Annotated in this window: 21 protein-coding genes; 14 read left to right on the forward strand and 7 right to left on the reverse strand. The window is 60.5% G+C overall.

The annotated features are described in order from the left end of the window. The first annotated feature begins 1 nt into the window (after nucleotide 1). A complete protein-coding gene (gene aroC, locus F3H58_RS11945; RefSeq protein WP_149742316.1) occupies nucleotides 2-1,099 on the forward strand; it encodes a chorismate synthase in 1,098 nt (365 codons plus the stop codon). Nucleotides 1,100-1,111: 12 nt separating this feature from the next. Continuing rightward, nucleotides 1,112-2,212, forward strand: a complete 1,101-nt coding sequence (gene ribB / locus F3H58_RS11950; RefSeq protein ID WP_003521085.1) for a 3,4-dihydroxy-2-butanone-4-phosphate synthase — start codon at nucleotides 1,112-1,114, stop codon at nucleotides 2,210-2,212. A 263-nt stretch (nucleotides 2,213-2,475) separates the two neighbouring features. Here the strand turns inward: ribB and F3H58_RS11955 are convergent, their stop codons facing one another. Next, complete coding sequence (locus F3H58_RS11955; RefSeq protein WP_149742368.1) at nucleotides 2,476-3,672, reverse strand: winged helix-turn-helix domain-containing protein; 1,197 nt, start codon at nucleotides 3,670-3,672, stop codon at nucleotides 2,476-2,478. Between the two features lie 113 nt (nucleotides 3,673-3,785). On the opposite strand from F3H58_RS11955, the gene F3H58_RS11960 reads away from it, so the two are divergent. The 7 genes from F3H58_RS11960 to dxs all read left to right on the forward strand — a co-directional run bounded on the left by F3H58_RS11960 (nucleotide 3,786) and on the right by dxs (nucleotide 10,112). Next, nucleotides 3,786-4,466, forward strand: coding sequence for an energy-coupling factor ABC transporter ATP-binding protein (locus F3H58_RS11960; protein WP_149742317.1), 681 nt, complete (start codon nucleotides 3,786-3,788; stop codon nucleotides 4,464-4,466). After that, a complete protein-coding gene (locus F3H58_RS11965) occupies nucleotides 4,463-5,068 on the forward strand; it encodes an energy-coupling factor transporter transmembrane component T family protein (RefSeq protein WP_149742318.1) in 606 nt (201 codons plus the stop codon). The genes F3H58_RS11960 and F3H58_RS11965 overlap by 4 nt, the downstream gene beginning before the upstream one ends. A 31-nt stretch (nucleotides 5,069-5,099) precedes the next feature. Beyond that, nucleotides 5,100-5,663 (forward strand): biotin transporter BioY, encoded by a 564-nt coding sequence (locus F3H58_RS11970; protein ID WP_149742319.1) that lies wholly within the window; start codon nucleotides 5,100-5,102, stop codon nucleotides 5,661-5,663. A gap of 25 nt (nucleotides 5,664-5,688) precedes the next feature. Continuing rightward, nucleotides 5,689-6,624 carry a histone deacetylase family protein gene (locus tag F3H58_RS11975; RefSeq protein WP_149742320.1) on the forward strand — a complete coding sequence of 312 codons (936 nt, stop codon included), beginning with the start codon at nucleotides 5,689-5,691 and terminating at the stop codon, nucleotides 6,622-6,624. A 2-nt stretch (nucleotides 6,625-6,626) separates the two neighbouring features. Further along, on the forward strand, nucleotides 6,627-6,881 hold the full coding sequence (locus F3H58_RS11980) for an exodeoxyribonuclease VII small subunit (RefSeq protein WP_003503059.1): 255 nt from the start codon (nucleotides 6,627-6,629) through the stop codon (nucleotides 6,879-6,881). 298 nt (nucleotides 6,882-7,179) lie between these two features. Next, a complete protein-coding gene (locus F3H58_RS11985; protein WP_080825770.1) occupies nucleotides 7,180-8,103 on the forward strand; it encodes a pirin family protein in 924 nt (307 codons plus the stop codon). Nucleotides 8,104-8,192: 89 nt separating this feature from the next. Next, nucleotides 8,193-10,112 (forward strand): 1-deoxy-D-xylulose-5-phosphate synthase, encoded by a 1,920-nt coding sequence (gene dxs, locus F3H58_RS11990; protein WP_149742321.1) that lies wholly within the window; start codon nucleotides 8,193-8,195, stop codon nucleotides 10,110-10,112. Between the two features lie 58 nt (nucleotides 10,113-10,170). On the opposite strand, the gene F3H58_RS11995 is transcribed toward dxs, so the two are convergent. Continuing rightward, a complete protein-coding gene (locus tag F3H58_RS11995; protein ID WP_149742322.1) occupies nucleotides 10,171-10,713 on the reverse strand; it encodes a DUF995 domain-containing protein in 543 nt (180 codons plus the stop codon). Nucleotides 10,714-10,902: 189 nt separating this feature from the next. After that, nucleotides 10,903-11,364, reverse strand: coding sequence for a DUF995 domain-containing protein (locus tag F3H58_RS12000; protein WP_149742323.1), 462 nt, complete (start codon nucleotides 11,362-11,364; stop codon nucleotides 10,903-10,905). A 135-nt stretch (nucleotides 11,365-11,499) separates the two neighbouring features. Here F3H58_RS12000 and F3H58_RS12005 point away from each other — a divergent pair, with 135 nt between their 5' ends. Both F3H58_RS12005 and F3H58_RS12010 read left to right on the forward strand, forming a co-directional pair. Continuing rightward, the gene (locus tag F3H58_RS12005) at nucleotides 11,500-12,612 is read left to right on the forward strand and encodes a hypothetical protein (protein WP_149742324.1); all 1,113 of its coding nucleotides are present in this window, start codon (nucleotides 11,500-11,502) and stop codon (nucleotides 12,610-12,612) included. 95 nt (nucleotides 12,613-12,707) lie between these two features. Further along, nucleotides 12,708-13,454, forward strand: a complete 747-nt coding sequence (locus F3H58_RS12010) for a polysaccharide lyase family 20 protein (RefSeq protein WP_149742325.1) — start codon at nucleotides 12,708-12,710, stop codon at nucleotides 13,452-13,454. Nucleotides 13,455-13,520: 66 nt separating this feature from the next. Here the strand turns inward: F3H58_RS12010 and F3H58_RS12015 are convergent, their stop codons facing one another. Beyond that, nucleotides 13,521-15,542 (reverse strand): methyl-accepting chemotaxis protein, encoded by a 2,022-nt coding sequence (locus tag F3H58_RS12015; protein ID WP_149742326.1) that lies wholly within the window; start codon nucleotides 15,540-15,542, stop codon nucleotides 13,521-13,523. A gap of 268 nt (nucleotides 15,543-15,810) precedes the next feature. Here F3H58_RS12015 and F3H58_RS12020 point away from each other — a divergent pair, with 268 nt between their 5' ends. Both F3H58_RS12020 and F3H58_RS12025 read left to right on the forward strand, forming a co-directional pair. Next, on the forward strand, nucleotides 15,811-16,563 hold the full coding sequence (locus F3H58_RS12020) for a TlyA family RNA methyltransferase (protein ID WP_149742327.1): 753 nt from the start codon (nucleotides 15,811-15,813) through the stop codon (nucleotides 16,561-16,563). Beyond that, nucleotides 16,560-17,810 carry a class I SAM-dependent RNA methyltransferase gene (locus F3H58_RS12025; RefSeq protein ID WP_149742328.1) on the forward strand — a complete coding sequence of 417 codons (1,251 nt, stop codon included), beginning with the start codon at nucleotides 16,560-16,562 and terminating at the stop codon, nucleotides 17,808-17,810. Before F3H58_RS12020 ends, F3H58_RS12025 begins: the two co-directional genes overlap by 4 nt. Here the strand turns inward: F3H58_RS12025 and F3H58_RS12030 are convergent, their stop codons facing one another. The 3 genes from F3H58_RS12030 to F3H58_RS12040 all read right to left on the reverse strand — a co-directional run bounded on the left by F3H58_RS12030 (nucleotide 17,811) and on the right by F3H58_RS12040 (nucleotide 20,978). Beyond that, nucleotides 17,811-18,131: a hypothetical protein gene (locus F3H58_RS12030; RefSeq protein ID WP_149742329.1), complete on the reverse strand. Its 321-nt coding sequence runs from the start codon at nucleotides 18,129-18,131 to the stop codon at nucleotides 17,811-17,813. Between the two features lie 293 nt (nucleotides 18,132-18,424). Further along, on the reverse strand, nucleotides 18,425-19,183 hold the full coding sequence (locus F3H58_RS12035; RefSeq protein WP_149742330.1) for a crotonase/enoyl-CoA hydratase family protein: 759 nt from the start codon (nucleotides 19,181-19,183) through the stop codon (nucleotides 18,425-18,427). A gap of 10 nt (nucleotides 19,184-19,193) precedes the next feature. Beyond that, nucleotides 19,194-20,978, reverse strand: coding sequence for an acyl-CoA dehydrogenase family protein (locus tag F3H58_RS12040; RefSeq protein WP_149742331.1), 1,785 nt, complete (start codon nucleotides 20,976-20,978; stop codon nucleotides 19,194-19,196). Nucleotides 20,979-21,199: 221 nt separating this feature from the next. Here F3H58_RS12040 and F3H58_RS12045 point away from each other — a divergent pair, with 221 nt between their 5' ends. Then, the gene (locus F3H58_RS12045; RefSeq protein WP_149742332.1) at nucleotides 21,200-22,195 is read left to right on the forward strand and encodes a transporter; all 996 of its coding nucleotides are present in this window, start codon (nucleotides 21,200-21,202) and stop codon (nucleotides 22,193-22,195) included. Nucleotides 22,196-22,235: the final 40 nt, after the last annotated feature.

A 22,235-nucleotide genomic window follows, 5' to 3' on the forward strand; every position in this document is an offset into this window, starting at 1 on the left:
TATGTCGCATAACAGTTTCGGTCATCTTTTCCGCGTTACCACCTGGGGAGAAAGCCACGGGCCTGCACTCGGCTGCGTGGTGGATGGCTGCCCGCCCGGCATTCGCTTCACCCTTGCCGAGGTGCAGCACTGGATGGACAAACGCAAACCGGGCCAAAGCCGTTTCGTGACGCAGCGCCGCGAGGATGACATCGTCAAGGTTCTCTCCGGCGTGATGCTGGATGAGGATGGCGAGACGATGATAACCACCGGCACGCCGATTTCCATGCTGATCGAAAATACCGACCAGCGCTCCAAGGATTACGGCGAGATCGCCAAGCGCTTCCGCCCCGGCCATGCGGATTTCACCTATGACCTGAAATACGGCATTCGCGACTATCGCGGCGGCGGACGTTCTTCCGCGCGCGAGACAGCGGCGCGTGTCGCTGCGGGCGCGATTGCCCGCAAGGTGGTGCCGAGCCTCAATGTGCGCGGCGCGCTGGTGCAGATCGGCAAGCATAAAATCAACCGCGAAAACTGGGATTGGGATCAGATCGACCAGAACCCGTTCTTCTGCCCGGATGCCGCCATGGTGCCAGTGTGGGAAGAATATCTCGACGGTATCCGCAAGGCGGGTTCCTCCATCGGCGCCGTCGTCGAAGTGGTGGCGGAAGGGGTTCCGGCCGGCATCGGCGCGCCGATCTATGCCAAGCTCGATCAGGATATCGCCTCCAGCCTGATGTCGATCAACGCCGTCAAGGGCGTGGAGATCGGCGAAGGTTTCGCCTCGGCCGAACTTTCCGGCGAGGAAAATGCCGATGAGATGCGCATGGGCAATGACGGCAAGCCGATCTTCCTGTCCAACCACGCCGGCGGCATTCTGGGCGGCATCGCGACCGGCGAGCCTGTCATCGCCCGCTTCGCCATCAAGCCCACCTCCTCCATTCTGACGGAGCGTCTTTCCATCGATACCGACGGCAACAATGTGGATGTGCGCACCAAGGGCCGCCACGACCCCTGCGTCGGCATCCGCGCCGTGCCTATCGGCGAAGCGATGATCGCCTGCACCGTTGCCGACCATTATCTGAGGGATCGCGGCCAGACCGGCCGTTTGAAGTGAGGGGATATCGCCATGGCCTATGACCAGAAACGCGTCGTGGACGCCATCCGCGCTTTCGAAGCCGGTGAAATCGTTGTCGTGACCGATGATGACGACCGTGAGAACGAAGGCGATCTGATCATTTCGGCGGTTCACTGCACGCCGGAGAAGATGGCGCTGATCGTGCGCCACACCTCCGGTATCGTCTGTGCGCCCATGCCGCGCGAGGAAGCCAAGCGGCTGAACCTCAACGCCATGGTGGCGGAAAATGACAGCGCGCATACCACGGCCTTCACCGTCAGCGTCGATTTCAAGCACGGCACCACGACAGGCATTTCCGCCGATGACCGCACGCTCACGGTGCGCAACCTTGCCAATCCCAATGTCGGCGCTTCCGATTTCACCCGGCCGGGCCACATCTTCCCGCTGATTTCCCGCGAGGGCGGCGTCTTGATGCGCTCCGGCCATACCGAAGCGGCGGTCGATCTCTGCCGGCTCGCCGGCCTGCCGCCCATCGGCGTCATCAGCGAGCTGGTGAATGACGACGGCACGGTGATGCGCGGACCGCAGGTGCTGGATTTCGCCGAAAAACACGGCATGAAGCACGTTTCGGTCGCCGATCTCATCGCCTATCGCCAGCGCAAGGAAACGCTGGTGGAGATGGAATCCTCCTTCACCATCGAAACGCCCTTCGGACCGGCCAAGGCGCAGACCTATTCCCTGCCCTGGGACCCAATGCAGCATATGGCGGTGATTTTCGGCGATATCCGAGACGGCATTGACATTCCCGTGCGCCTGCACCCCGAAAACGTCGCCGACGATGTGTTCGGCGACCGCCAGCCGGTGCGGCATTATATGCAGAAGATCGCCGAAGAAGGCCGCGGCGTCATCGTCTATCTGCGCGAAGGCTCCGTCGGCGTCGGCCAGGTGGCCGGACGTCGCAAGGCGCGTGATCCCGACGAGGCACATGCGCAGGCTCGTTCGCGCGAAAACGAATGGCTGGAAATCGGCCTCGGCGCGCAAATCCTGAAAGACCTCGGCATCAGCTCGATCAAGCTGATGACGACACGCGAGCGGCATTATGTCGGCCTTGAAGGGTTCGGCATCAAGATTTCGGCGACTGATATCGGGTGATTTTGAGCGCTGTCTAGCTTCACCGCGCAATTGTGAGGCGAGCGGGTTCCGCTCGTTTCTTCTCCCCGACGGGGAGAAGTCCGCGGCAGCGGGATGAGGGGGCAAGCTCTCCGCATATCTCTGCCGTTGCCCCCTCATCCGACCCTTCGGGCCACCTTCTCCCCGGCGGAGAGAAGAAACAAGCGGCGATGCCGTGCTTCCTCAAGGGCGATAACAACGGGGTGTGGGATGCGCCTTTCTCATGACACCCAGAGCCACGGACCTCATTTTTCCTCCCGCCAGCCCTCTAGATAGTTCACGCTCTCCACACCCGTGAACTTTGCGAGCCGCGCCAGTTCGGCGTCGAGCTTCTCCAGCCTACCCGTCGAGGCACGCACACCGGGTTCCAGCCACAGGCGGCGCACATCCAGCGTGCTGCGCTTGCGATCCGCCTTCATGTCGATGCGGCCGATCAGCCTGTCACCCTCCAGAAGCGGGAAGACATAATAGCCATATTGCCGTTTCGGCTCGGGCACGAAGACCTCGATGCGGTAATAGAAGTCAAATAGCCGCTCCGTGCGGTTTCGGTCGCGCAGCAACGGGTCGAAGGGGCTGAGGACGCGGACGCGGGCGGAAGGTTCCGGCACGTCTGTCAGGTCAGCGGTGAAATCGGCAAAGGCAAAAGACGCGCGGGCATTGTCCCCGTCGCTGGAGAGAAGCGAGACCTCGCAGAGTTCATCGCGATGGTTCTTGACCCAGTCCCTCGCCTCTTGCGGGGTGACGAGATCGAAAAACGCGGCGATTTCGCCATGGGTGGCGAAACCCAGCCGCTTCAGCGCCTCACGGCAGGCCCAGTCGACAAATTCGGTGTGCTCCACCTCGGTTTCGTGATGCTCGCCGGGAATGACCCGTTCGGCGAGATCATAGACCTTCTGGAAATTAACGCGGCCGGCAATCGCGAGCTTGCCGGTGTGCCAGAGATATTCAAGGGCGGTCTTGGAGGGATGCCAGTTCCACCAGCCGCCGGACTGGTGCCCCTCCTCCTTCAGCTCCCGTGCCAGAACAGGACCGGTGGCGGCGATGCGCTCCAGCGTTTCGCCGAAAGCCGCGTCGAAACCCTCGCCGTGCCATTTGCGCCAGCGCTCCTGAATGATCGGCTCGCGGCGGCGGAAACGGTGTTTCCAATAGGGATAAAATTCCGTCGGCAGGATGGAGGCGTCATGCGTCCAGTGCTCGAAAAGCGCGCGGTCCTTTTCCAAAAGCGTGGTCAGATGGCCGCGCCTGTAGGTCTGGTTGCGGGAGAAAATAATCTGGTGGTGGGCGCGCTCCACCGTGCCGATGCTGTCCACCTGTACAAAACCGATATCGGTGATGAGCTGCAACAGGCCATCCTTGGAAAGCGCCTTGCCGGGCGGAGAGGAAAGCCCCTGCCGCGCCAGAAAAATCCGTCTTGCCGCTTCGTTTGAAACCTTGATCGCCATGGCGCAGAAGGTAGAACGGCTTTTTCGCGATTGCAATGTTCTTTTTTTGTTCCTTGTTTCACTTCTGTTGATGACGGGGTATAGAACCGGAAAAAGAGCGTGAGGATGTAAGCTTGGAAATCCGTTTTACCGCCGCCGGCGTCGCTTTCGAGGGCCGGCAGGCCCTGCAGCCGCTGTCTGTGACATTGACGGAACGGCGCATCGGCGTGATCGGCCTCAATGGTTCCGGCAAGACCACCTTTGCGCGGCTGATCAACGGGCTGAACAAACCGAGCGAAGGCAGGGTTTCGGTGAACGGCCTCGACACCGTGACGGACGCCAAGGCGGTGCTGCAGACGGTCGGCTTCATCTTCCAGAATCCACAGAACCAGATCATCCTGCCGATCGTGCGCGACGATGTCGCCTTCGGGCTGAAGCGGCTCGGTCTCGGCAAGGTGGAAACCCAAGCCCGGGTGAAAGCCGTTCTCGCCCGGCTCGGCATCCCTCACCTCGAAGAACGGCGCGCGCATGAGCTTTCCGGCGGCGAATTGCAGCTTGCGGCGCTGGCGGCGCTTCTGGTCACCGAACCGCAAATCCTCATTCTCGATGAGCCGACCAACCAGCTCGATCTCAAAAACCGAGCCACCGTGGAAAAGACCATGGCGGCGCTGTCGCAGGCGCTTGTTGTCATTACCCACGATTTGCCGCTGGTTGCGAGCTTCGACCGGGTGCTGGTTTTCCATGAAGGCGCGCTGGTGGCCGACGCCGCACCCGAAGAAGCGGTGGCGCGTTATCTGGAGGTGGCATCGCGATGAAATCGCTGCATGTGGAAGGCACCGGCTGGCTCTACCGCGTCTCGCCGCGCCTCAAACTCCTGACGCTCATGGGTTTCAGCATCGCATTGTTCCTCACCGGCGATCTGCTGGTTCTCGCAGGCGCGACGGTTTTGGCCGCCCTTATTCTGGGCGCCACGCGGCTGCCCTTCAAGGACATCGGCCTGCGGCTGCGGCCGGTGACGCTGACCATCTTCCTCGTCGCCGCCTTCAGCTACCTCCTGCTTCCCGCCCATGATGCCAGTGTCAATCTTTTGCGGCTGACGGCGCTGGCGCTGCTTGCCACCGCCGTCACCATCACCGTCAGCATCTCGCAATTCATGGACGAGATCGCGCTTGCCGCCGCCCCGCTGGAAAGGCTGGGGCTGGTGAAGGCCGCCGATATCGGGCTTGCGGTCGGGCTCGTCGTGCGGTTCGTGCCTGAAATCGTCAACCGTTACCATGCGGTGCGCGATGCGCATCGGGCGCGCGGCCTGCCTGTGCGGATGGCCACCATCATCGTGCCGCTGGTGATTATGACGTTGAAGGATGCCGATGCCATTGCCGACGCCATTGACGCGCGCGGTTTCAGAGGTCAAAGCTGACGGCCAGATAACCATCCGGAGTTTCCGAGCCATGACGACCCGCGACCTTGTGCTGATTTCGCTGTTTTCCGCCATCATCATCGCACTCGGGCTTCTGCCGCCGATCACGCTCGGTTTCATTCCCGTGCCAATCACCGCGCAGTCGCTCGGCGTCATGCTGGCCGGTGTCGTGCTGGGCGCGAAACGCGGTACGCTGGCGGTTCTCCTGACAATCCTGATTGCCGCCATCGGCCTGCCGGTGCTTTCGGGCGGACGCGGCGGCCTTTCCATCTTCACGACGCCGACCACGGGCTTCCTGATCGGCTGGATCGCGGCGGTTTTCGTCACCGGCACGCTCTCGGAAAAGCTCGTCAATCGCGGCCAGTCCGCTCTCACACAGGGCATCGGTTTCTTCCTCGCCAGCCTGATCGGCGGCGTGCTCGTGCTTTATGCTTTCGGTATCACCTATCTGGCGCTGGTCGTCGGGCTCGGTTTCGAAAAGGCCTTCATGGGCTCGCTCGCCTTCATTCCGGGCGATGCGCTGAAGGCGGTGCTCGCAGCCCTTGCCGGCCGCGCCGTGATGGCCGGTTATCCGCTTCTGCCGCAGCGCGCCTGAACGGACTTTCTTCGGGAGGAAAAGAATGGCGACCCGCCTCTACGAACATCCGATCTTCCTCGAGCATATCACGCCTTCCGGCCACCCCGAGCGGCCGGATCGCCTGCGGTCGCTGAACATCGCGCTTGAACATCCGAATTTCGAGCGGCTGGACCGGAAGGAAGCGCCGCAGGCCAATGAGGATGCGGTGCTGCTGGCGCATCCGGAAGAGCATCTGCTTGCCGTCATGCGGCAGGTGCCCGAAGAGGATGGCGAGATCAACCGGATCGAGTCCGACACCTATCTCTCGCCAAAAAGCCTGCAGGCGGCGCTGACCGGCATTGGCGCTGCCATGGCGGCCGTGGATGACGTGTTTACCGGCGCTGCCGATAATGTCTTCGTCGCCGCCCGCCCGCCCGGCCACCATGCGGAAACCGCAAAGGCCATGGGTTTCTGTCTTTTCAACAATGTGGCGATTGCCGCCCGCCATGCGCAGAAGGCGCACGGCGCGGAGCGCGTCGCCATCATCGACTGGGACGTGCATCACGGCAACGGCACCCAGGATATCTTCTGGAACGACACCTCCGTGCTGTTCTGTTCCACCCACCAGATGCCGCTTTACCCGTGGAGCGGCGACAAAAACGAAACCGGCGTGAAGAACAATATCGTCAACGCGCCGCTTTCACCCAACACCGGCAGCGAATATTTTCGCGAGGCCTTCAAATCCCGCGTATTGCCGGCGATTGCCGATTTTTCGCCCGATCTCATCCTCATCTCCGCCGGTTTCGACGCGCATCACCGCGATCCGCTGGCGCAGATCAATCTGGTGGGCGAAGATTTCGACTGGGCAACGGGCCGGCTTCTGGAAATGGCTGATAAATACACATCGAACCGGGTCGTCAGCCTGCTGGAAGGCGGTTATGATCTGGAAGGGCTGGCGGAATCGGCAGCCATGCATATTTTGAGAATGATGAAGGGTTGAACATGACGGAAAATGCCAACACAGCCGATGTCAGCGGTTATTCCTTTGAAAAAGCCGTCGCCGAGCTGGAAAGCATTGTCGCACGCCTGGAACGCGGAGACGTGGCGCTGGACGAATCCATCGCCATCTATGAGCGCGGCGAAGCCCTGAAGAAGCATTGCGAGACGCTGCTGAACGCTGCCGAAAAGCGAATTGAGAAGATTCGCCTCGACCGAGCCGGCAAGCCGCAGGGTGTGGAGCCGCTGGACGGGGAGTGATTGCGTTTAGCAGGAGCGTTTGGACGTGATTAGATAAGGTAGCCACCTCCCGATTCAAACACTCGACGTCATCCTCGGGCTTGTCCCGAAGATCTGCAATGCATTGATTTTCTTGACGTGTTTAGATCCTCGGGACAAGCCCGAGGATGACGGAGGAGAGGTTTGAAAACTTCCCCGGCCGTAAGGTGTTCTCACAATGTCGTGTTAACAAGGATCGTTGACGCTGCGTTCGATATCGCGATGCTCCCCTCCCCCTCGGTTATGATAAACTCCCGCCAGACGACACGAGGAGCTTGCGATGTCCTTCTTTCCCGGTAACGATCCCGTCGCGGGTGATGCTTTTGCCTGCGACGCCATCGAGAACCTGATCATTCCGCGCACCAGCGACATTGGCGGCTTTGCCGTGCGTCGTGCGCTGCCGACCCGGCAGCGGCGTCTCGTCGGCCCCTTCATCTTTTTCGACCGTATGGGCCCGGCGATCCTGAAAGCGGGCGAGGCGCTCGACGTCAAACCGCATCCACATATCGGGCTTTCCACCGTCACCTATCTGTTCGACGGCGAAATCAAGCATCGCGACAGTCTCGGCACCGAGCTTGTCATCCGCCCCGGCGACATCAACCTGATGACCGCCGGGCGCGGCATCGTGCATTCGGAACGCACGCCGGAAAACCTGCGCGGTCATCCGCTGTCCATGTCCGGCCTGCAGACATGGCTTGCCCTGCCAGACCATATGGAAGAAATCGCCCCGGCATTTGCTCACACGGCGAAAGAAGACATGCCGTTGATCGACCTCAAGGGCGCGACCGGCCGCGTGGTGATCGGCGAATTCGAAGGCCTCACCTCCCCCGTTTCGGCCTTTACCGATACGCTTTATGTCGATCTTTCGCTGGAGCCGGGGGTAAAATTCCCCTTTTCCGCCGATCATGAGGAGCGGGCGATCTATATTCTGTCCGGCTCGCTGGACGTGGCGGGCGATATCTTCGCCGCCGATCAGCTGCTCGTCTTCAGGCCGGGTGACGACATCACGCTTCAGGCCGGCAGCAATGGCTGTCACATCATGATCTTCGGCGGGGCGGCGCTCAATCAGCGCCGCTACATCTGGTGGAACTTCGTTTCGTCATCAAAAGAACGCATAGAGCAGGCCAAACAGGAGTGGAGAACCGGACGCTTCGATATCGTTCCCGGCGACGAAGAAGAGTTTGTCCCTTTGCCGGAAGGTTGAAATTCTATAGAAGTATACGACATGCAGGGCTCACCCGCCGGCTTTCGCGACAGAGGGCACCCTGCGGACCACCAGAAAAGGCCGAACGATTGACCGGAATGCCACAGACACCATTGCTCGACCGGGTGAATTTTCCCTCCGATCTCAAGGAGATCGACGATCGCGACCTGCCGGAACTGGCGCGGGAACTGCGCGACGAGATGATTGACGCCGTGTCAAAGACCGGTGGCCATCTGGGGGCCGGCCTTGGTGTCGTGGAACTGACGATTGCCATTCACAAGGTCTTCAACACGCCCGAAGACCGGCTGATCTTCGATGTCGGCCATCAATGTTATCCGCATAAAATCCTGACCGGTCGTCGCGACCGCATTCGCACCCTGCGTCAGGAAGGCGGGCTTTCCGGCTTCACCCGGCGGGCCGAAAGCGACTATGACGATTTCGGCGCCGGCCATTCCTCCACCTCCATTTCCGCCGGTCTCGGCATGGCGGTGGCGGCGGGGCTGGATCAGAGCGACCGCAAGGTTATCGCCGTCATCGGCGACGGCTCGATGTCGGCGGGCATGGCGTTCGAAGCGCTGAACAATGCCGGCGCGCTCGATGCGCGGCTGATCGTCATCTTGAACGACAACGACATGTCGATTGCGCCGCCGACGGGCGCGATGAGCGCCTATCTGGCGCGCCTCGCCTCCGGCCGCACCTATATGGGTTTTCGCGATTTCGGTAAGAAACTGACGGCCTATCTCGGCAAGACCATCGACCGCGCCATTACCCGCGCCGTAACCCATGCGCGCGGTTATGTGACCGGCGGCACGCTGTTCGAGGAGCTTGGCTTTTATCACATCGGCCCGATCGACGGTCACTCCTTCGATCACCTTTTGCCGGTGTTGCGCAATGTGCGCGACAACCAGAAAGGTCCCGTCCTCATCCATGTGGTGACGCAGAAGGGCAAGGGTTACGCGCCGGCGGAAGCGGCAGCGGACAAATATCACGGCGTCAACAAGTTCGACGTCATCACCGGCGCGCAGGCGAAAGCCAAGCCGAATGCGCCGAGCTATACCAGCGTCTTCGCCGAAGCGCTGATTCAGGAAGCCACCCTCGACGACAAGATCATCGGTGTGACGGCCGCCATGCCGAACGGCACCGGCCTCGACAAGATGGCCGAGCTTTTCCCAGCCCGCACCTTCGATGTCGGCATTGCCGAACAGCACGCCGTCACCTTCGCGGCGGGACTTGCGGCCGATGGTTACAAGCCGTTCTGTGCGCTTTATTCCACCTTCCTGCAACGCGGTTACGACCAGCTGGTGCATGATGTGGCGATCCAGAGCCTGCCCGTGCGTTTCCCCATCGACCGCGCCGGTTTCGTCGGTGCCGACGGCCCGACCCATGCCGGCTCCTTCGACACGACGTTCCTTGCCACCCTGCCCGGCATGGTGGTGATGGCTGCATCGGACGAAGCGGAGCTGAAACATATGGTCCGCACGGCGGCAGCTTACGATGAAGGTCCGATTTCCTTCCGGTATCCGCGCGGCGAAGGTGTGGGCGTCGAGATGCCCGCGCGCGGTGAGATTCTGCAGATCGGCAAGGGCCGCATCATCAAGGAAGGCACGAAGGTTGCGCTGCTCTCCTTCGGCACACGCCTTGCGGAATGCCTGGCGGCTGCCGAAGACTTGGATGCTGCCGGACTTTCGACCACGGTTGCCGATGCGCGCTTCGCCAAGCCGCTCGATCTCGATCTCATCCGCCAGCTGGCCAGCCATCACGAGGTGCTGGTGACTATTGAGGAAGGCTCCGTCGGCGGTTTCGGCGCGCATGTACTGCATTTCATGGCCAGCGCCGGGTTGCTCGACCACGGCCCGAAGGTTCGCACATTAACCCTGCCCGACCAGTGGGTGGAACAGGCCAAGCCAGAGACCATGTATGCCAATGCCGGCCTTGACCGTGCCGGCATCGTTTCCACCGTGTTCAATGCGCTTGGCCAGCGTCAGGCCGGTGTTGGGTTTGCCGGTTAAGCCCGGTCGAAGGAAATGACGGAGCATTCGGCGTGACTGACGTCACCCGCATACTCCATCACCGGAAAATCGTAAGCCATGGTCTTACGAACGCCCGGCACAACGGATTCCCGCAAAAACCTCCGCTGGATGCGCTACAGGATAACCCGCTTGCGGTTACTGCCGCTTTGCCAAATATTATTGAAATGTAATTTTTCCACCGGCTTTCGGAGCACTCTTGATATATTGCCGTGACCTGATCGCCTTTCGACAGTTTTCCTAGCTCGTCATCGTAATAGCCGCCGCCCTTGTCTTCGTCGCCGTTCCAGCCTGTCCAGTATTTTTTACCCTCTCTGTACCAGGCCCAGCAATCCTTGCCTTTTTTGGTTGAACTGCCTTTGAGGTCCATCAGCTCGTAACTTGTGCAAAGTTCATTTTCGCGGACAGACCATGTTCCGCTGGCGACGAATTCGTCGTTTTTCCCCACGAGCAGGAACGTGCCATCGGGCGAGAAGAAAGCACGACTTCGGCGCCATTCGATCGTTTTACCAGAATAGATCGCCACAACCTCCTGCGACGTCAGTTTGACCGCCTGCTGAGGAAGATTGTCCGCAGTGGCCATGCCCCGAAGAGAAAGGTCGCAATAACAAAAACAAAAGGATGTATTTTCATTCTATTTTCCACCTAACTATCTATTTTTAAATATAACTTTTTGAAAAGCGGAATCCCACGCATTGGCGCACGCTATCCGTTTGCGGATGACTCTTTATCTTTTGCTCTCCAGCATCGTTCCGCCGGCATAGACTGCGCTTCAATTCGATTTTGCCATGATCTCCTGGTAACGCTCGGTGACCTTGTCGCCATTCGACAACTTTTTCAGCTCGCCGTCGTAATAGCCGCCGACTTTGTCCTTTTCTCCGCTCCAGAGCGCCCAGTATTTTTTTCCCTGCCTGTACCAGGTCCAGCAATCTTTGCCGGTGTGGATTTTTCCTTCCTTGAGGCTCTTTCCCTGAAATTCGGCACATACCTCGTTGTCGCGCGCCGACCATTTTCCCTGGCCGGCAAAATTCCCGCTTTTACCGACGATGAAATAGCTGCCATCCGGAGAGAAGTAAGCGTTGCTGCGGGTCCACTCACTGGATTTCCCGGCATAGAGAGCCTGAGCCTCCGCCTGTGTCAGCTTCACCGCGTCCTTCGGAAGCCGGTCGGCCAAGGCCGTTGCGGAGAAACAACCAATTGCAGTAAAAATTATAATCGATCTCGGCATAATCATTTTGACTTCCTCCAGCTTGCGATGAGGAAGTCTAGCAGTGAAAAAATCAAAGCAGACACTCCCAATCGGGAGCGTTTTTTGAGATATCTAGGTTTATATCATAGCGTCATTCTGCCGATTTCGAGGAACGCAGATATGAACTCAAATAGATTATTAGAAATTTCCGATGAAATATCCTCTTCCATTCAAGCGGCGGCTGTAGGAGCGAGCTCGTGGAAGAATGTGTGTACAAATTTCACCAAAGCTTTTCCCGGTTCTTATTCAGCACTCATAAGTCAAAGTTTCAGAAATCCCGACTTAAACCACGCCGTTTGCTCTGAACTGGAAGAAAGCCACCTGAATTCCTTTCTCAGCCATTATAGCAACATCAATCCCTGGCGTGCGTTTTGGCAGGGTGCGAGAAATGGATCCATAATTGTCGCGGAAAGAGACGATCCCGCAAGGCAGTACCATGGAAGCAGGTTCTACAATGAGTGGATGAAAGCTGTTGGAGACTTTGACGCCGCGGTGGGACTCCGTCTGCAAGTGGCAGACGACGAGGTTATTTACCTGCCGGTTCACTTCTCCACCAGCCTGTCGTCAACCTATGATTGGCAATTGGAAGCGGTGATGCAAAATACGCGCCGCTCGCTGACAAACGCACTGGAAATAGCAACCTATATCCGGGATACCTCAAGCGGGATCGCCGCGAAATCGGCGCTTGTCAGTCTCGGAAACGTCGTCGCTTTTGTCGTTGACGACCGGTTGAAGCTGAGGGAAGCAAATCAGGCTGCGACCGAAGCATTTGTTCGCGATTTTCCTGTTGGATGCCGGCACAACGCGATTTCCTTTGCCACACCGTCCGTGACAGCCTCTCTCACGAGATGCCTCAGAAACAGACCCCGTGATTTCGCCACCAAGTTGGTGATGCAAGCGGAAAACGACCGATGGCTGATCGTCGTCAACCAGTTGCCCCAGCTTTCGGGATTTCTATTGGCAAGAGGGCGTGATCAGTTCCTTGTGCAGATGCGAAAGCTGACATCGCAAAATGAGACGCTGGATGGCGATATTCTTGTCCAAACCTATGGTCTGACACGCTCGGAACTCAGCCTCTGCAGAGCATTGGCGGCAGGGCTGCTGCTTGCCGATGCGGCGGCGGCCAATCGGATCAGTTATGAGAATAGTCGTCAGAAACTGAAATCCATATTCAGAAAGACCGGCGTTGGAAGTCAGTCGGATTTGAAAGCGCTGCTGCGGATTTTCGGCTGACAGTCGTCACCACCCTCCCAGCTGGGACGCGCACACAGAGCCCTGTCCATGCGATATGCTTGCAGTCTGGAAAACCCTACTTCACGGAGACGCCGATGAAACATTTCATCTTTTTTCTGGCCTTTTCGATCCTCCTACCCTCGTACAACATCCGTGCTGGAGGGTTCAGCAGTTTTGATCTTCAAACGGCCGGTAAATCTTACGCACATTCTCGATCGCGGGCACCGGATGGATCGGTTGCGGAACGCTTCGAACTGCGTTCCGGCGATTGCCCACAATCGTCTGGCGATTGCCGAGCCGACCGGGAGCGTGTCGAAAAATCAGAACAACTGCCCGCGTCCAGGGTTGGATCGGAGTTCTGGTACAGCTTTTCAGTGTTCCTACCATCGGACTGGCCATCAACTGGGCGGCTCACCACAAAGCTGGGGCAATTTCATCAGAAAGGCGACGGCAAACCTCCGGTGTTGTTTCAACTCGACGACCAGGCTTATGAGTTTGAACTCGGCGATCCGTCCCGAAGGCAGGGCAACCCTATGAAACCCATCGGGGGCTCTAAGAACATCAGGTTAAAATCGGCTGCGGCCATGAAAGGCAAATGGACGGATGTCGTCGTTCACGCCAAATGGTCAAGGAAAAACGACGGCTTTATAAAAGTGTGGGTGGATGGACGGCAAAAGGTAAATCTTACTGGCGCGAATGTAGATCGGGATCAACCAGTTTACTTCAAGTACGGCATCTATCGGAGCTTTGTGAGTCGCGCGAAAAAGCCGTATCCGACACTTGTAGCATGGTACCGTAATATCAATCGTGGCGTGGCGAGGGCTGAAGTGGAGAGAAAATAGGGCTTGCATAAGATGGGGCGCAGAAGCGCCCCACAGTCTGTTTCTCTTGATAGGTCAAGACCGGGCTCAGAACTCCGTCCAGTCCTGATCCTTGGCGGCCGGTGCTTCGGCGCCGCCGCCAAAGGCGCGGGCGAGGCTCTGTCCGAGCGCGCGGGCGGGAGAAGCGACCGGCCGTGCGGCTGCGGAAACGGGCTTGACCGGAGCCTTGCGTGCCGGTGCGGCCGGCGCGGGCTGGAAGGCGGGTCTGGCGGAAGACTGGCGCGGCGCGGAATAGCCGCCGGCACTGGCAACGGCAGCGCGTGCGCCATCCATTCTGAACTGGCCGAGCAGACTATTCAGCGCTTCCGCTTCGCGGGCCAGCGAATGGCTGGCGGCGGTCTGCTGTTCCACCATGGCGGCGTTCTGCTGCGTGCCCTGATCCATCGTGTTCACAGCCGTGTTGATTTCCTGCAGGCCGGTCGCCTGTTCGCGGGCAGCGACGACGATGGCGCTGACATGGGCGTTGATCTCTTCGACTTCCGCAACGATGAGTTCCAGAGCCTTGCCGGTCTCGTCGACCAGATTGACGCCGTTTTCCACCTGCTGGCTGGAAGCGCCGATCAGCGTCTTGATTTCCTTGGCGGCATTGGCGGAACGCTGGGCAAGTTCGCGGACTTCCTGCGCAACCACCGCAAAGCCCTTGCCGGCATCACCGGCGCGTGCGGCTTCGACGCCGGCGTTCAGCGCCAGCAGGTTGGTCTGGAAGGCAATATCGTCGATGACACCGATGATGTTGCCGATTTCGCCGGAAGATTTCTCGATTTCACGCATGGCGGCAACCGCCTTGCGGACCACGACGCCGGACTTTTCCGCACCGGCGCGAGCGCGCTGGACCAGATTTCCGGCATCTTCCGCGCCGCGGGCGCTATCGCGCACCGTGGTGGTGACTTCTTCCAGCGCTGCGGCGGTTTCTTCGATTGAGGCAGCCTGCTGCTCGGTGCGGCGCGACAGGTCGTCGGCGGCGGAGAGCATTTCCGAAGCGCCGGCATTGATCGCGGCGGCGTTCTCACCGACCGTGCGCAGCGCTTGCTGGAGTTTTTCGACGGCGCTGTTGAAATTCACGCGAACAGGATCGATGGCGGGCGCAAAGGGCGTTTCGATGCGATAGGAAAGATCACCATCCGCGAGAGCGGCAAGGCCCTTGCCAAGCTCGGCGCTGGCAAAAGCGCTTGCGGCTTCGTCCTTGGCCTTTTCTTCCTCGTTGCGGCGGCGTTCAGCCTCCGTCGCGGAGCGCATGCGATCGGTCTCGCCGGCAAGGCGGGATTTTTCCAGCCCGGCTTCCTTGAAGACCAGAACGGCCTTCGCCATCTTGCCGACTTCGTCGCCACGATCCGTGGCCGGAACTTCCGTCGTCAGATCGCCATCGGCAAGCCGGCTCATTGCCGCCGTCATGCCAACGATGGGCGTGACGATGGAGCGCGACAGCGCCCAGATGAGGGCAACGGCCAGAAGACCGGCAACGGCGCCGCCACCCAGAAGCGCATATTTCAGGTTCAGTGCGGCTGCCTGCTGTTCTGCCGCGTAAGCGGTGGACAGGCCGTTCAGCTGCTCCTTGATCTTGGCGGCGGAGGCGCGGAAGCCATCGAGCTGGCCCTTGGCCTGATTGCGGCCGATCTCGATGATTTCGGAAATCGGCGCTTCGGTCGTCTTGCGTGCGGCGATCTGCGGTTCCGCCAGTTCCTTGAAGAACACGGTGGCGGATTTCTGCATGTCGTCGATGGATGTCAGGATGTCCGGCCGGCCGACAGCCAGCGCGCGGGCTTCGTCCAGCTTCTTCAGCATCAGATCGCGCTGGGCGAATACATCGTTATAGGTGCTGTCGCTGCGAAACAGCAGGAAGCCGCGCTGATTGACGGCCTGCTCCAGCATGGCGGCCGTTGCGCCATCCACAGCCTGGATGATATCCTTCGTGCGGTTGTTTTCGATGGTGACACGCTCGCTCCCCAGCGTCTGCCAGAATACGACCGCAGAAGCGAGCAGGCACACGCTCATCAAGGCACAGAAGGTGGCTATGAGCTTCAGATTGATGGGGAGGTTTTTAAGCGACATCGCAAACTCTCTCGGCGACCCGATGCCTCGAAGCAAGCGTCTGCGCTGCAACGGCCGCAATTTTGTGGATGGGAGGAGATGCCGTCATGGCAGGTTCCGGTGGCCGCACGGGCCTTGTGCACAAAGTGCAATACAAGCCTTTATATTGGATTAATCGAACATTCTGACTTTGCGGTGCAACATCAATGGGCGACAGCGGGCATCGTCGGTCCCTTTCAGCGATAAATCGCTTGCATCGGCGGGGTTTGGCGGTCATTGACACGGGACCATGTCCAAAACATCTGAAAATGAACGGCTTGACCAGCTTCTCGTGTCGCTCGGCCACTTTGCCAGCCGCTCGCGTGCGCGCGACGCGGTTGCGCGCGGCACCGTGAGCGTCAACGGCAAAATCGTCACCAAACCGAGCCAGACCGTCGCTGGCGACGCCGAAATCGCCATCAGCGATCCCGCGCAGGCCTATGTTTCGCGCGCAGCGCTGAAGCTCGTGGCCGCGCTCGATCATTTCCGGCTCGACCCCTCGGGCCATGACTGTCTCGATGTCGGCGCTTCGACCGGCGGTTTCACCGAGGTGTTGCTGGAGCGTGGCGCCAAACACGTCACCGCCATCGATGTCGGCCACGGGCAGATGCATGCGAGGATAGAGAACGATCCGCGGGTGACCAATCTGGAAGGGCTGAATGCGCGCTTCCTGACGACGGAGGATATCGATGACCGGCCCATCGGCTTCATCGTCTCCGACGTGTCCTTCATTTCGCTGAAGCTCGCGCTTGCGCCGGCACTCGAGCTTGCGGAGCCGGGTGCTCTCGCGGTTCTGCTGGTGAAGCCGCAATTCGAGGCGGGGCGCGACGCCATCAGCAAGGCCGGGCTGTTAAAAGAACCGGAAACGGCGCCTGCCGTGGCCGCCGAGCTGGAACGCTGGCTGACCGAGGACATGGGCTGGAAAAGCCTCGGCCTCATTCCCTCGCCGATTTCCGGCGGCGACGGCAACATCGAATTTCTTCTCGGAGGCGAAAAGCCATGAGCACACAGACCGTCACCATCAAGAGCCTCGGCGCGCAGGGCGACGGCATCGCGCACTGTCCCGACGGCCCGGTCTATGTGCCTTTCGCGCTGCCCGGGGAAACGGTCGCGATTGCGAAGGTGAAAGATCACGGCACCGTCATGTCGATAACGGAAGCCTCGGCGGAGCGCCGTGAACCGGCCTGCCGCCACTTCGGTCCCGATGGCAAAAACGGCACCTGCGGCGGCTGTTCGCTGCAGCATCTTTCCGACCAGCCTTACCATGCCTACAAGCGGGAGCTGGTGGTTTCGGCACTGAGATCAAAGGGCCTGACGCCGCCGGTGGACGATCTCGTCATCTGTCGCCCCGGCGAGCGCCGCCGCGCGGTGTTTGCCGCCCGCAAGACGGAAAAGGGCCTGCTGCTCGGTTTCAGCCAGGCGAACAGCCATCACATCGTCGCTATCGAGGAATGTCCCGTCACCTCGCCCGGCATCGTCTCGCGCCTGGATGCCATCCGCGCCATCGGGCTTTCCATGGTGGCGAATGCCGAACCGTTCCGCATGACCGTTCTCGAAACGCTCTCGGGCCTAGATATTTCGGTCGAGGGCATCAAGTCGGTCAGCGACAAGCAGCGGCGCACCCTCACGGAAACGGTGCTTGCCATGCGCGGCATTGCCCGTGTCTCGCTCTCGGGTGAAATCCTGATCGAACCGCAAAAGCCGATCATCGAATTCGGCGGCGTTGCGGTTTCCCCGCCGGCCGGCAGTTTCACGCAGGCGACGAAGCAGGCGGAAGACGCCATGGCCGAGCTGGTGCTTGCCCATATCGGCAAATCGAAGCGCATTGCCGATCTCTTCTGCGGTTCCGGCACCTTCGCGCTGAGGCTCGCACGCATCGGCAAGGTGCATGCGGTGGAAGCGGAAGACAAGCCGCTGAAGGCCCTGGACTTCGCCGCCCGCAACACGCAGGGCCTGAAGCCGGTGAGCGTCGAGAAACGCGATCTCTTCCGCCGGCCGCTGATGACAAGCGAACTGAAGAATTACGATGCTGTCGTGTTCGATCCGCCGCGCGCCGGCGCGGAATTCCAGTGCAAGGAACTGGCCCGCAGCACGGTGAAGAAGATCGTTGCGGTGAGCTGCAATCCGCTGACGCTCGCGCGCGATCTTACCATCCTCATGGAAGGCGGCTATCGCATCACCCGCGTCACGCCGGTCGACCAGTTCCTGTGGTCGCCGCATGTGGAAGCGGTGGCGACGCTGGAGAAATAATCACCAGGCCGTATCGACCGTGCCGTTACCGACCACGCCCGAGCAGCGGCAGGCGCCGCCCACGCGGCCCCGCTCGATGGGGCAGACATAGGGCCGGCGGCGATTGGCGCTCTCCGGCGGGGTGATGACGCAGACGAAACGGGCGCGGCGCTGGCGGTCGCGATTGCGGCCGGAATAATAGTCCTGGCTGCCATCGTCATAAGACTGCGCCAGAATAACGTTATTGCCCGAACCAACGGGCAGAAAAGATGCGGCCGCTGCCGCTTCGGCGACGGTTGCACCGGAGAGCAGGACAGTCAGGGCAAAAACGGAGTAACGCATATGGTGGCCTTCGAACGGAGAGTTTGGTCGATCCATCTTTGTCGGACAGGCTCCATCGACCATACATAATCCGCATTCAAAAGCACAGCGGCTTCAAACACAGAGGATGCCGCCTATTTCTTCTCCCCGCCGGGGAGAAGGTGGCCCGAAGGGTCGGATGAGGGGGTAAGCTCTCCGCACATCTCTACCCTCACCCCCTCATCCCGCTGCCGCGACCTTCTCCCCCTCGGGGAGAAGAAGCAGGCGGATATCGCCCGCTCCATAATAAGTGGCAATGACGATTCCCGCGGCGCTCAGCGGCGCATGAATGCCTCGAAGGCGGCGCGCGCTTCGGCGCTTTGCAGCTGCGCGATGAAATGACGGCCTTCCTCTTCGATGCGGGCGAGAAGATCGTCCGGGTTGCCGCGAACCAGATCGCGGGCGATCTTCAGCGCCTGCTGCGGTTTGGCTGCAAGCCGGGTGGCAAGCGCCAGCGTTTCGCTCTCCACATGCTCGGGGGCGACGACTTTCCAGATCATCCCGGCCTGTAACGCCTGTTCAGCAGTAAAACCTTCGCCCATGGCAAGCAGCGCAAAGGCGCGCTGGTGTCCCATGAGTTTCGGCACGAGCAGGCTGGAAGCCGCTTCCGGCACCAGAGCGAGATCCACGAATGGGGTCTTGAACAGGCTGCGGCTGGAGGCGACCGTCAGGTCGCAATGCAGGTTCAGCGTCGTGCCGATGCCGATGGCGAGCCCGTCGACGCCGGATACCATTGGCTTGTCGAAAGCGACGAGCGCTTTCAGAAGCTCAAGCGCGGCAAGCTTGCCCTTGCCGCCCGACATGGCGAAGGCCAGAAAATCGGCCATGTCGTTACCGGCGGAGAAGCAGCCTTCCGTGCCGAGAAAGGCGACGACGCGGATTTCCGGGTCCGCCTTGGCAGCGTGGAGGGCGTCTGCCATGCGCAGATACATGGCATCGGTGATGGCGTTTTTCTTGTCCGGCCGGTTGAAGCGGATGGTCAAGACTTCCGGCGCATGGCCGACGCGCTCGACGAGAATATGTTCGTCCGACATCTGAGCCTCCTCAAGCCAATACGGTGCGGGCGGCGGCAAGGCTTGCCGCGCCTGATATAACGCGGTCCTTCAGCGCCGCCGTTTCCCCCAGCAGATTTTCCGCTGCGAAACGGCAAAGGGCGGCGCGATGCCCGCTCCTGCCATCATCGACGGCGGCCAATGCGCCCTTGGCGAGATAGGCGCCGGTGAGCGCCAAGCCGAAAAGGCGCTGATAGGGCGTCGCGCCGGCGAGCGCGGTTTCGGTTTCGCCTGCCTTGATGCGGTCCAGCAGCCAGTCGGTCGCCGTTTCCAGATCGGCAAGGCTTGCTTCGAGATAACGGCCGGTCTCGCCGAGATCGTCGCGGTTCGAAGCGGCTGTGCGGGCGGCGATCTCACGCAGTTCGGCGATGAAACCGCGCACCTGCGCGCCTTCGGAGAGCGGCAGCTTGCGCAGCACCAGATCGATGGCCTGAATGCCATTGGTGCCTTCATAGATCGGCGCGATGCGAGCATCGCGCAGGTAACGTGCCGCACCGGTCTCCTCGATAAAGCCCATGCCTCCATGCACCTGAATGCCCATGGACGCGACATCGACGCCGGCATCGGTGGAGAAGGATTTGGCGATGGGTGTCAAAAGGGCAGCGCGCTCCTGCCAGTGAGCGCGCTGCCGGGCGTCTTCAGTCGCATGCGCCATATCGATGGCGTGCGCGCAACTGAAGGAAATCGCCCGCGACCCTTGAGTGAGCGCCTTCATCGTCAGAAGCGTTCTGGCGATATCCGGGTGCTCGATAATCGGGCTCATGCCGGAACCCTGCCAGCCGGGCGCTTTGCCCTGCGTGCGTTCCCTGGCATATTCGATGGCCTTCTGGGTCGCGGCTTCGCAGATCGCCACGCCCTGCATGCCGACGGCAAGGCGGGCGTTGTTCATCATGGTGAACATGCAGGCAAGACCCTTGTTCTCCTCGCCGACCAGCCAGCCGAGAGCGCCCTTCCCTTCACCGAATTTGCCATCGCCGAAGATCATCGTGCAGGTGGGCGAGCCGTGAATGCCGAGCTTGTGTTCGAGTGAATGGCAGAACAGATCGTTGCGACTGCCCGGCGCACCGTTTTCATCGGGCAGGAATTTCGGCACGAGGAACAGTGAGATGCCACGCGTGCCGGCCGGCGCATCCGGCAGGCGGGCGAGAACGAGGTGGATGATATTGTCCGCCGCATCGTGTTCGCCCCAGGTGATGAAAATCTTCTGCCCGAAGATGCGATAGGTGCCGTCGCCATTGCGCTCCGCCCGGGTCTTCAGCACGCCGAGATCCGAACCCGCATGCGGCTCGGTCAGGTTCATCGTGCCGGTCCATTCGCCGGAGACGAGTTTCGGTAAATATGTACGCTTGAGATCATCGCTGCCGTGCGCAACGATGGCTTCCACCGCACCCATGGTCAGCGTCGGCGCCAGCGCAAAGGCCATGGAGCCGGAATTCCACATTTCCAGTGCGGCGACATTCAGCATATGCGGCAGGTTCTGGCCGCCGAACTCTTCCGGCGCGGTCAGGCTGTTCCAGCCCGCTTCGGCCCAGCGGCGATAAAGATCGGCCCAGCCATCCGGTGTCGTCACCTTGCCGTCGGCAAGCTTTGCGCCCTGGCGGTCGCCGATCTCGGCGAGCGGCGCGACCTCTGCGGTGGCGAAACGGCCGGCTTCGTGCAGAATGGCATCGACCAGATCTTCCCCAAGGTCTCCCAGCGCACCCGTCGACAGCGCGTCTTCGAGACCCGCTACATGTTTGAGTGTAAAGGCGATATCGTCCACCGGCGCGCTATACATGCTGCCTCCTCCCGAAGCTCTGGCATCTTGCTACTGCCTTCGGGCTAAATGATTTTTACGTAAACGTCAATTTGAAAATTCCCGTCATTTCGGCGGGATTGTTATAAAACTGTCATATGAATTTGCTCAGCATGCGCTGAAAGGCGCCTCGCCGCACGCCGCTCCCACCCCGGAACGACGGACGCCTCCCTCCTCCCATCCAGCCGGTCAGGACTGCCACGATGGATCTCGTAACGCCCGTTATTCCCGGCCTTGTCTGGGCCTATCAGTTTCATCCCGGCACAGCCCCCTGCCGGCGGCTCGCGCCCGATGCCGGCTTTCACGAAATGGCCGAGTGCGAAGGGTTCTTCTGGCTGCATCTCAACCTCGCCGATCAGCGTGTGGCGGGTTTTCTCGAGACCATCGACGGTCTCGATCCGGCGGCGCGGGCAAGCCTTACGACCCATGAGACGCATCCGTCCATCGTGGTCGATGAAAAATCGCTTTACGGCACGCTTGTCGATTTCCAGCGGGAATTCGACAAGGAAACGCGCGATTTCGGCTGGCTGCATTTTGCGGTGAGCGACCGTTTCATCATCACGACCCGCCTGCAGCCACTGCATTCGGTGGACCGGCTGAAAGCGGCGGTCGACAAGAATTCCAACCGTTACCTCACGCCATCGCATGTGTTCGAGGGGCTGGTGGCGGAATTCCAGCGTTCGCTCATCAATCTGGTGATGGAGACAACGGAAGAACTGAACGCCATCGAAGACATGGTCTATGACAGCGAGACCCGCGACGAGCGGCGGCGCCTTGCCCCGCTGCGCCGCACGGTGGTTCGCCTGCACCGGCATCTGCGCACAGTGCTCACCCTGATGCGGCGGGCCTCGGCCGCCGATGATGACGAGATGCCTGACGGTTTCGAGGATGTCGCCTCACGCCTGATGGGCCGTCTGGAGGCTGTCGACCACGATGTCTACGCCCTGCAGGAGCGCGCAAGGCTGCTGCATGAAGAAATCGATTCCAAACTCTCGTCCGAAACCAACCGGCACCTTTATATCTTGTCGCTGATGACGGCATTCCTGCTGCCGCCCTCGCTGGTGACCGGTTTCTTCGGCATGAATACGGATGAGCTGCCGTTTACCGTCGGCACGGGCGGCACGCTGTCGGCCAGCATCTTCATCGCGATCTCGGTTGCTCTCGCCTGGTTCGTGCTGAAACGCGCGCGAATCCTGTAACGCAAAGAGCCGCCCGGCAATGACCGGACGGCTCTTTCAA

The organism is Rhizobium sp. NFACC06-2 (genome assembly GCF_900101425.1).
In the GTDB taxonomy this organism is placed as follows: Bacteria; Pseudomonadota; Alphaproteobacteria; order Rhizobiales; family Rhizobiaceae; genus Agrobacterium; species Agrobacterium leguminum.

Coding starts and splice junctions, on each gene's coding strand:
- F3H58_RS11995 (WP_149742322.1), bottom strand. CDS start 10,713: ATGGCCACTGCGGACAATCTTCCTCAGCAGGCGGTCAAACTGACGTCG.
- F3H58_RS11980 (WP_003503059.1), top strand. CDS start 6,627: ATGACGGAAAATGCCAACACAGCCGATGTCAGCGGTTATTCCTTTGAA.
- F3H58_RS12000 (WP_149742323.1), bottom strand. CDS start 11,364: ATGATTATGCCGAGATCGATTATAATTTTTACTGCAATTGGTTGTTTC.
- F3H58_RS11970 (WP_149742319.1), top strand. CDS start 5,100: ATGACGACCCGCGACCTTGTGCTGATTTCGCTGTTTTCCGCCATCATC.
- F3H58_RS12005 (WP_149742324.1), top strand. CDS start 11,500: ATGAACTCAAATAGATTATTAGAAATTTCCGATGAAATATCCTCTTCC.
- F3H58_RS12025 (WP_149742328.1), top strand. CDS start 16,560: ATGAGCACACAGACCGTCACCATCAAGAGCCTCGGCGCGCAGGGCGAC.
- F3H58_RS12015 (WP_149742326.1), bottom strand. CDS start 15,542: ATGTCGCTTAAAAACCTCCCCATCAATCTGAAGCTCATAGCCACCTTC.
- F3H58_RS11985 (WP_080825770.1), top strand. CDS start 7,180: ATGTCCTTCTTTCCCGGTAACGATCCCGTCGCGGGTGATGCTTTTGCC.
- ribB (WP_003521085.1), top strand. CDS start 1,112: ATGGCCTATGACCAGAAACGCGTCGTGGACGCCATCCGCGCTTTCGAA.
- F3H58_RS12035 (WP_149742330.1), bottom strand. CDS start 19,183: ATGTCGGACGAACATATTCTCGTCGAGCGCGTCGGCCATGCGCCGGAA.
- F3H58_RS12010 (WP_149742325.1), top strand. CDS start 12,708: ATGAAACATTTCATCTTTTTTCTGGCCTTTTCGATCCTCCTACCCTCG.
- F3H58_RS12020 (WP_149742327.1), top strand. CDS start 15,811: ATGTCCAAAACATCTGAAAATGAACGGCTTGACCAGCTTCTCGTGTCG.
- F3H58_RS12030 (WP_149742329.1), bottom strand. CDS start 18,131: ATGCGTTACTCCGTTTTTGCCCTGACTGTCCTGCTCTCCGGTGCAACC.
- F3H58_RS11955 (WP_149742368.1), bottom strand. CDS start 3,672: ATGGCGATCAAGGTTTCAAACGAAGCGGCAAGACGGATTTTTCTGGCG.
- F3H58_RS11965 (WP_149742318.1), top strand. CDS start 4,463: ATGAAATCGCTGCATGTGGAAGGCACCGGCTGGCTCTACCGCGTCTCG.
- aroC (WP_149742316.1), top strand. CDS start 2: ATGTCGCATAACAGTTTCGGTCATCTTTTCCGCGTTACCACCTGGGGA.
- F3H58_RS12040 (WP_149742331.1), bottom strand. CDS start 20,978: ATGTATAGCGCGCCGGTGGACGATATCGCCTTTACACTCAAACATGTA.
- F3H58_RS12045 (WP_149742332.1), top strand. CDS start 21,200: ATGGATCTCGTAACGCCCGTTATTCCCGGCCTTGTCTGGGCCTATCAG.
- F3H58_RS11975 (WP_149742320.1), top strand. CDS start 5,689: ATGGCGACCCGCCTCTACGAACATCCGATCTTCCTCGAGCATATCACG.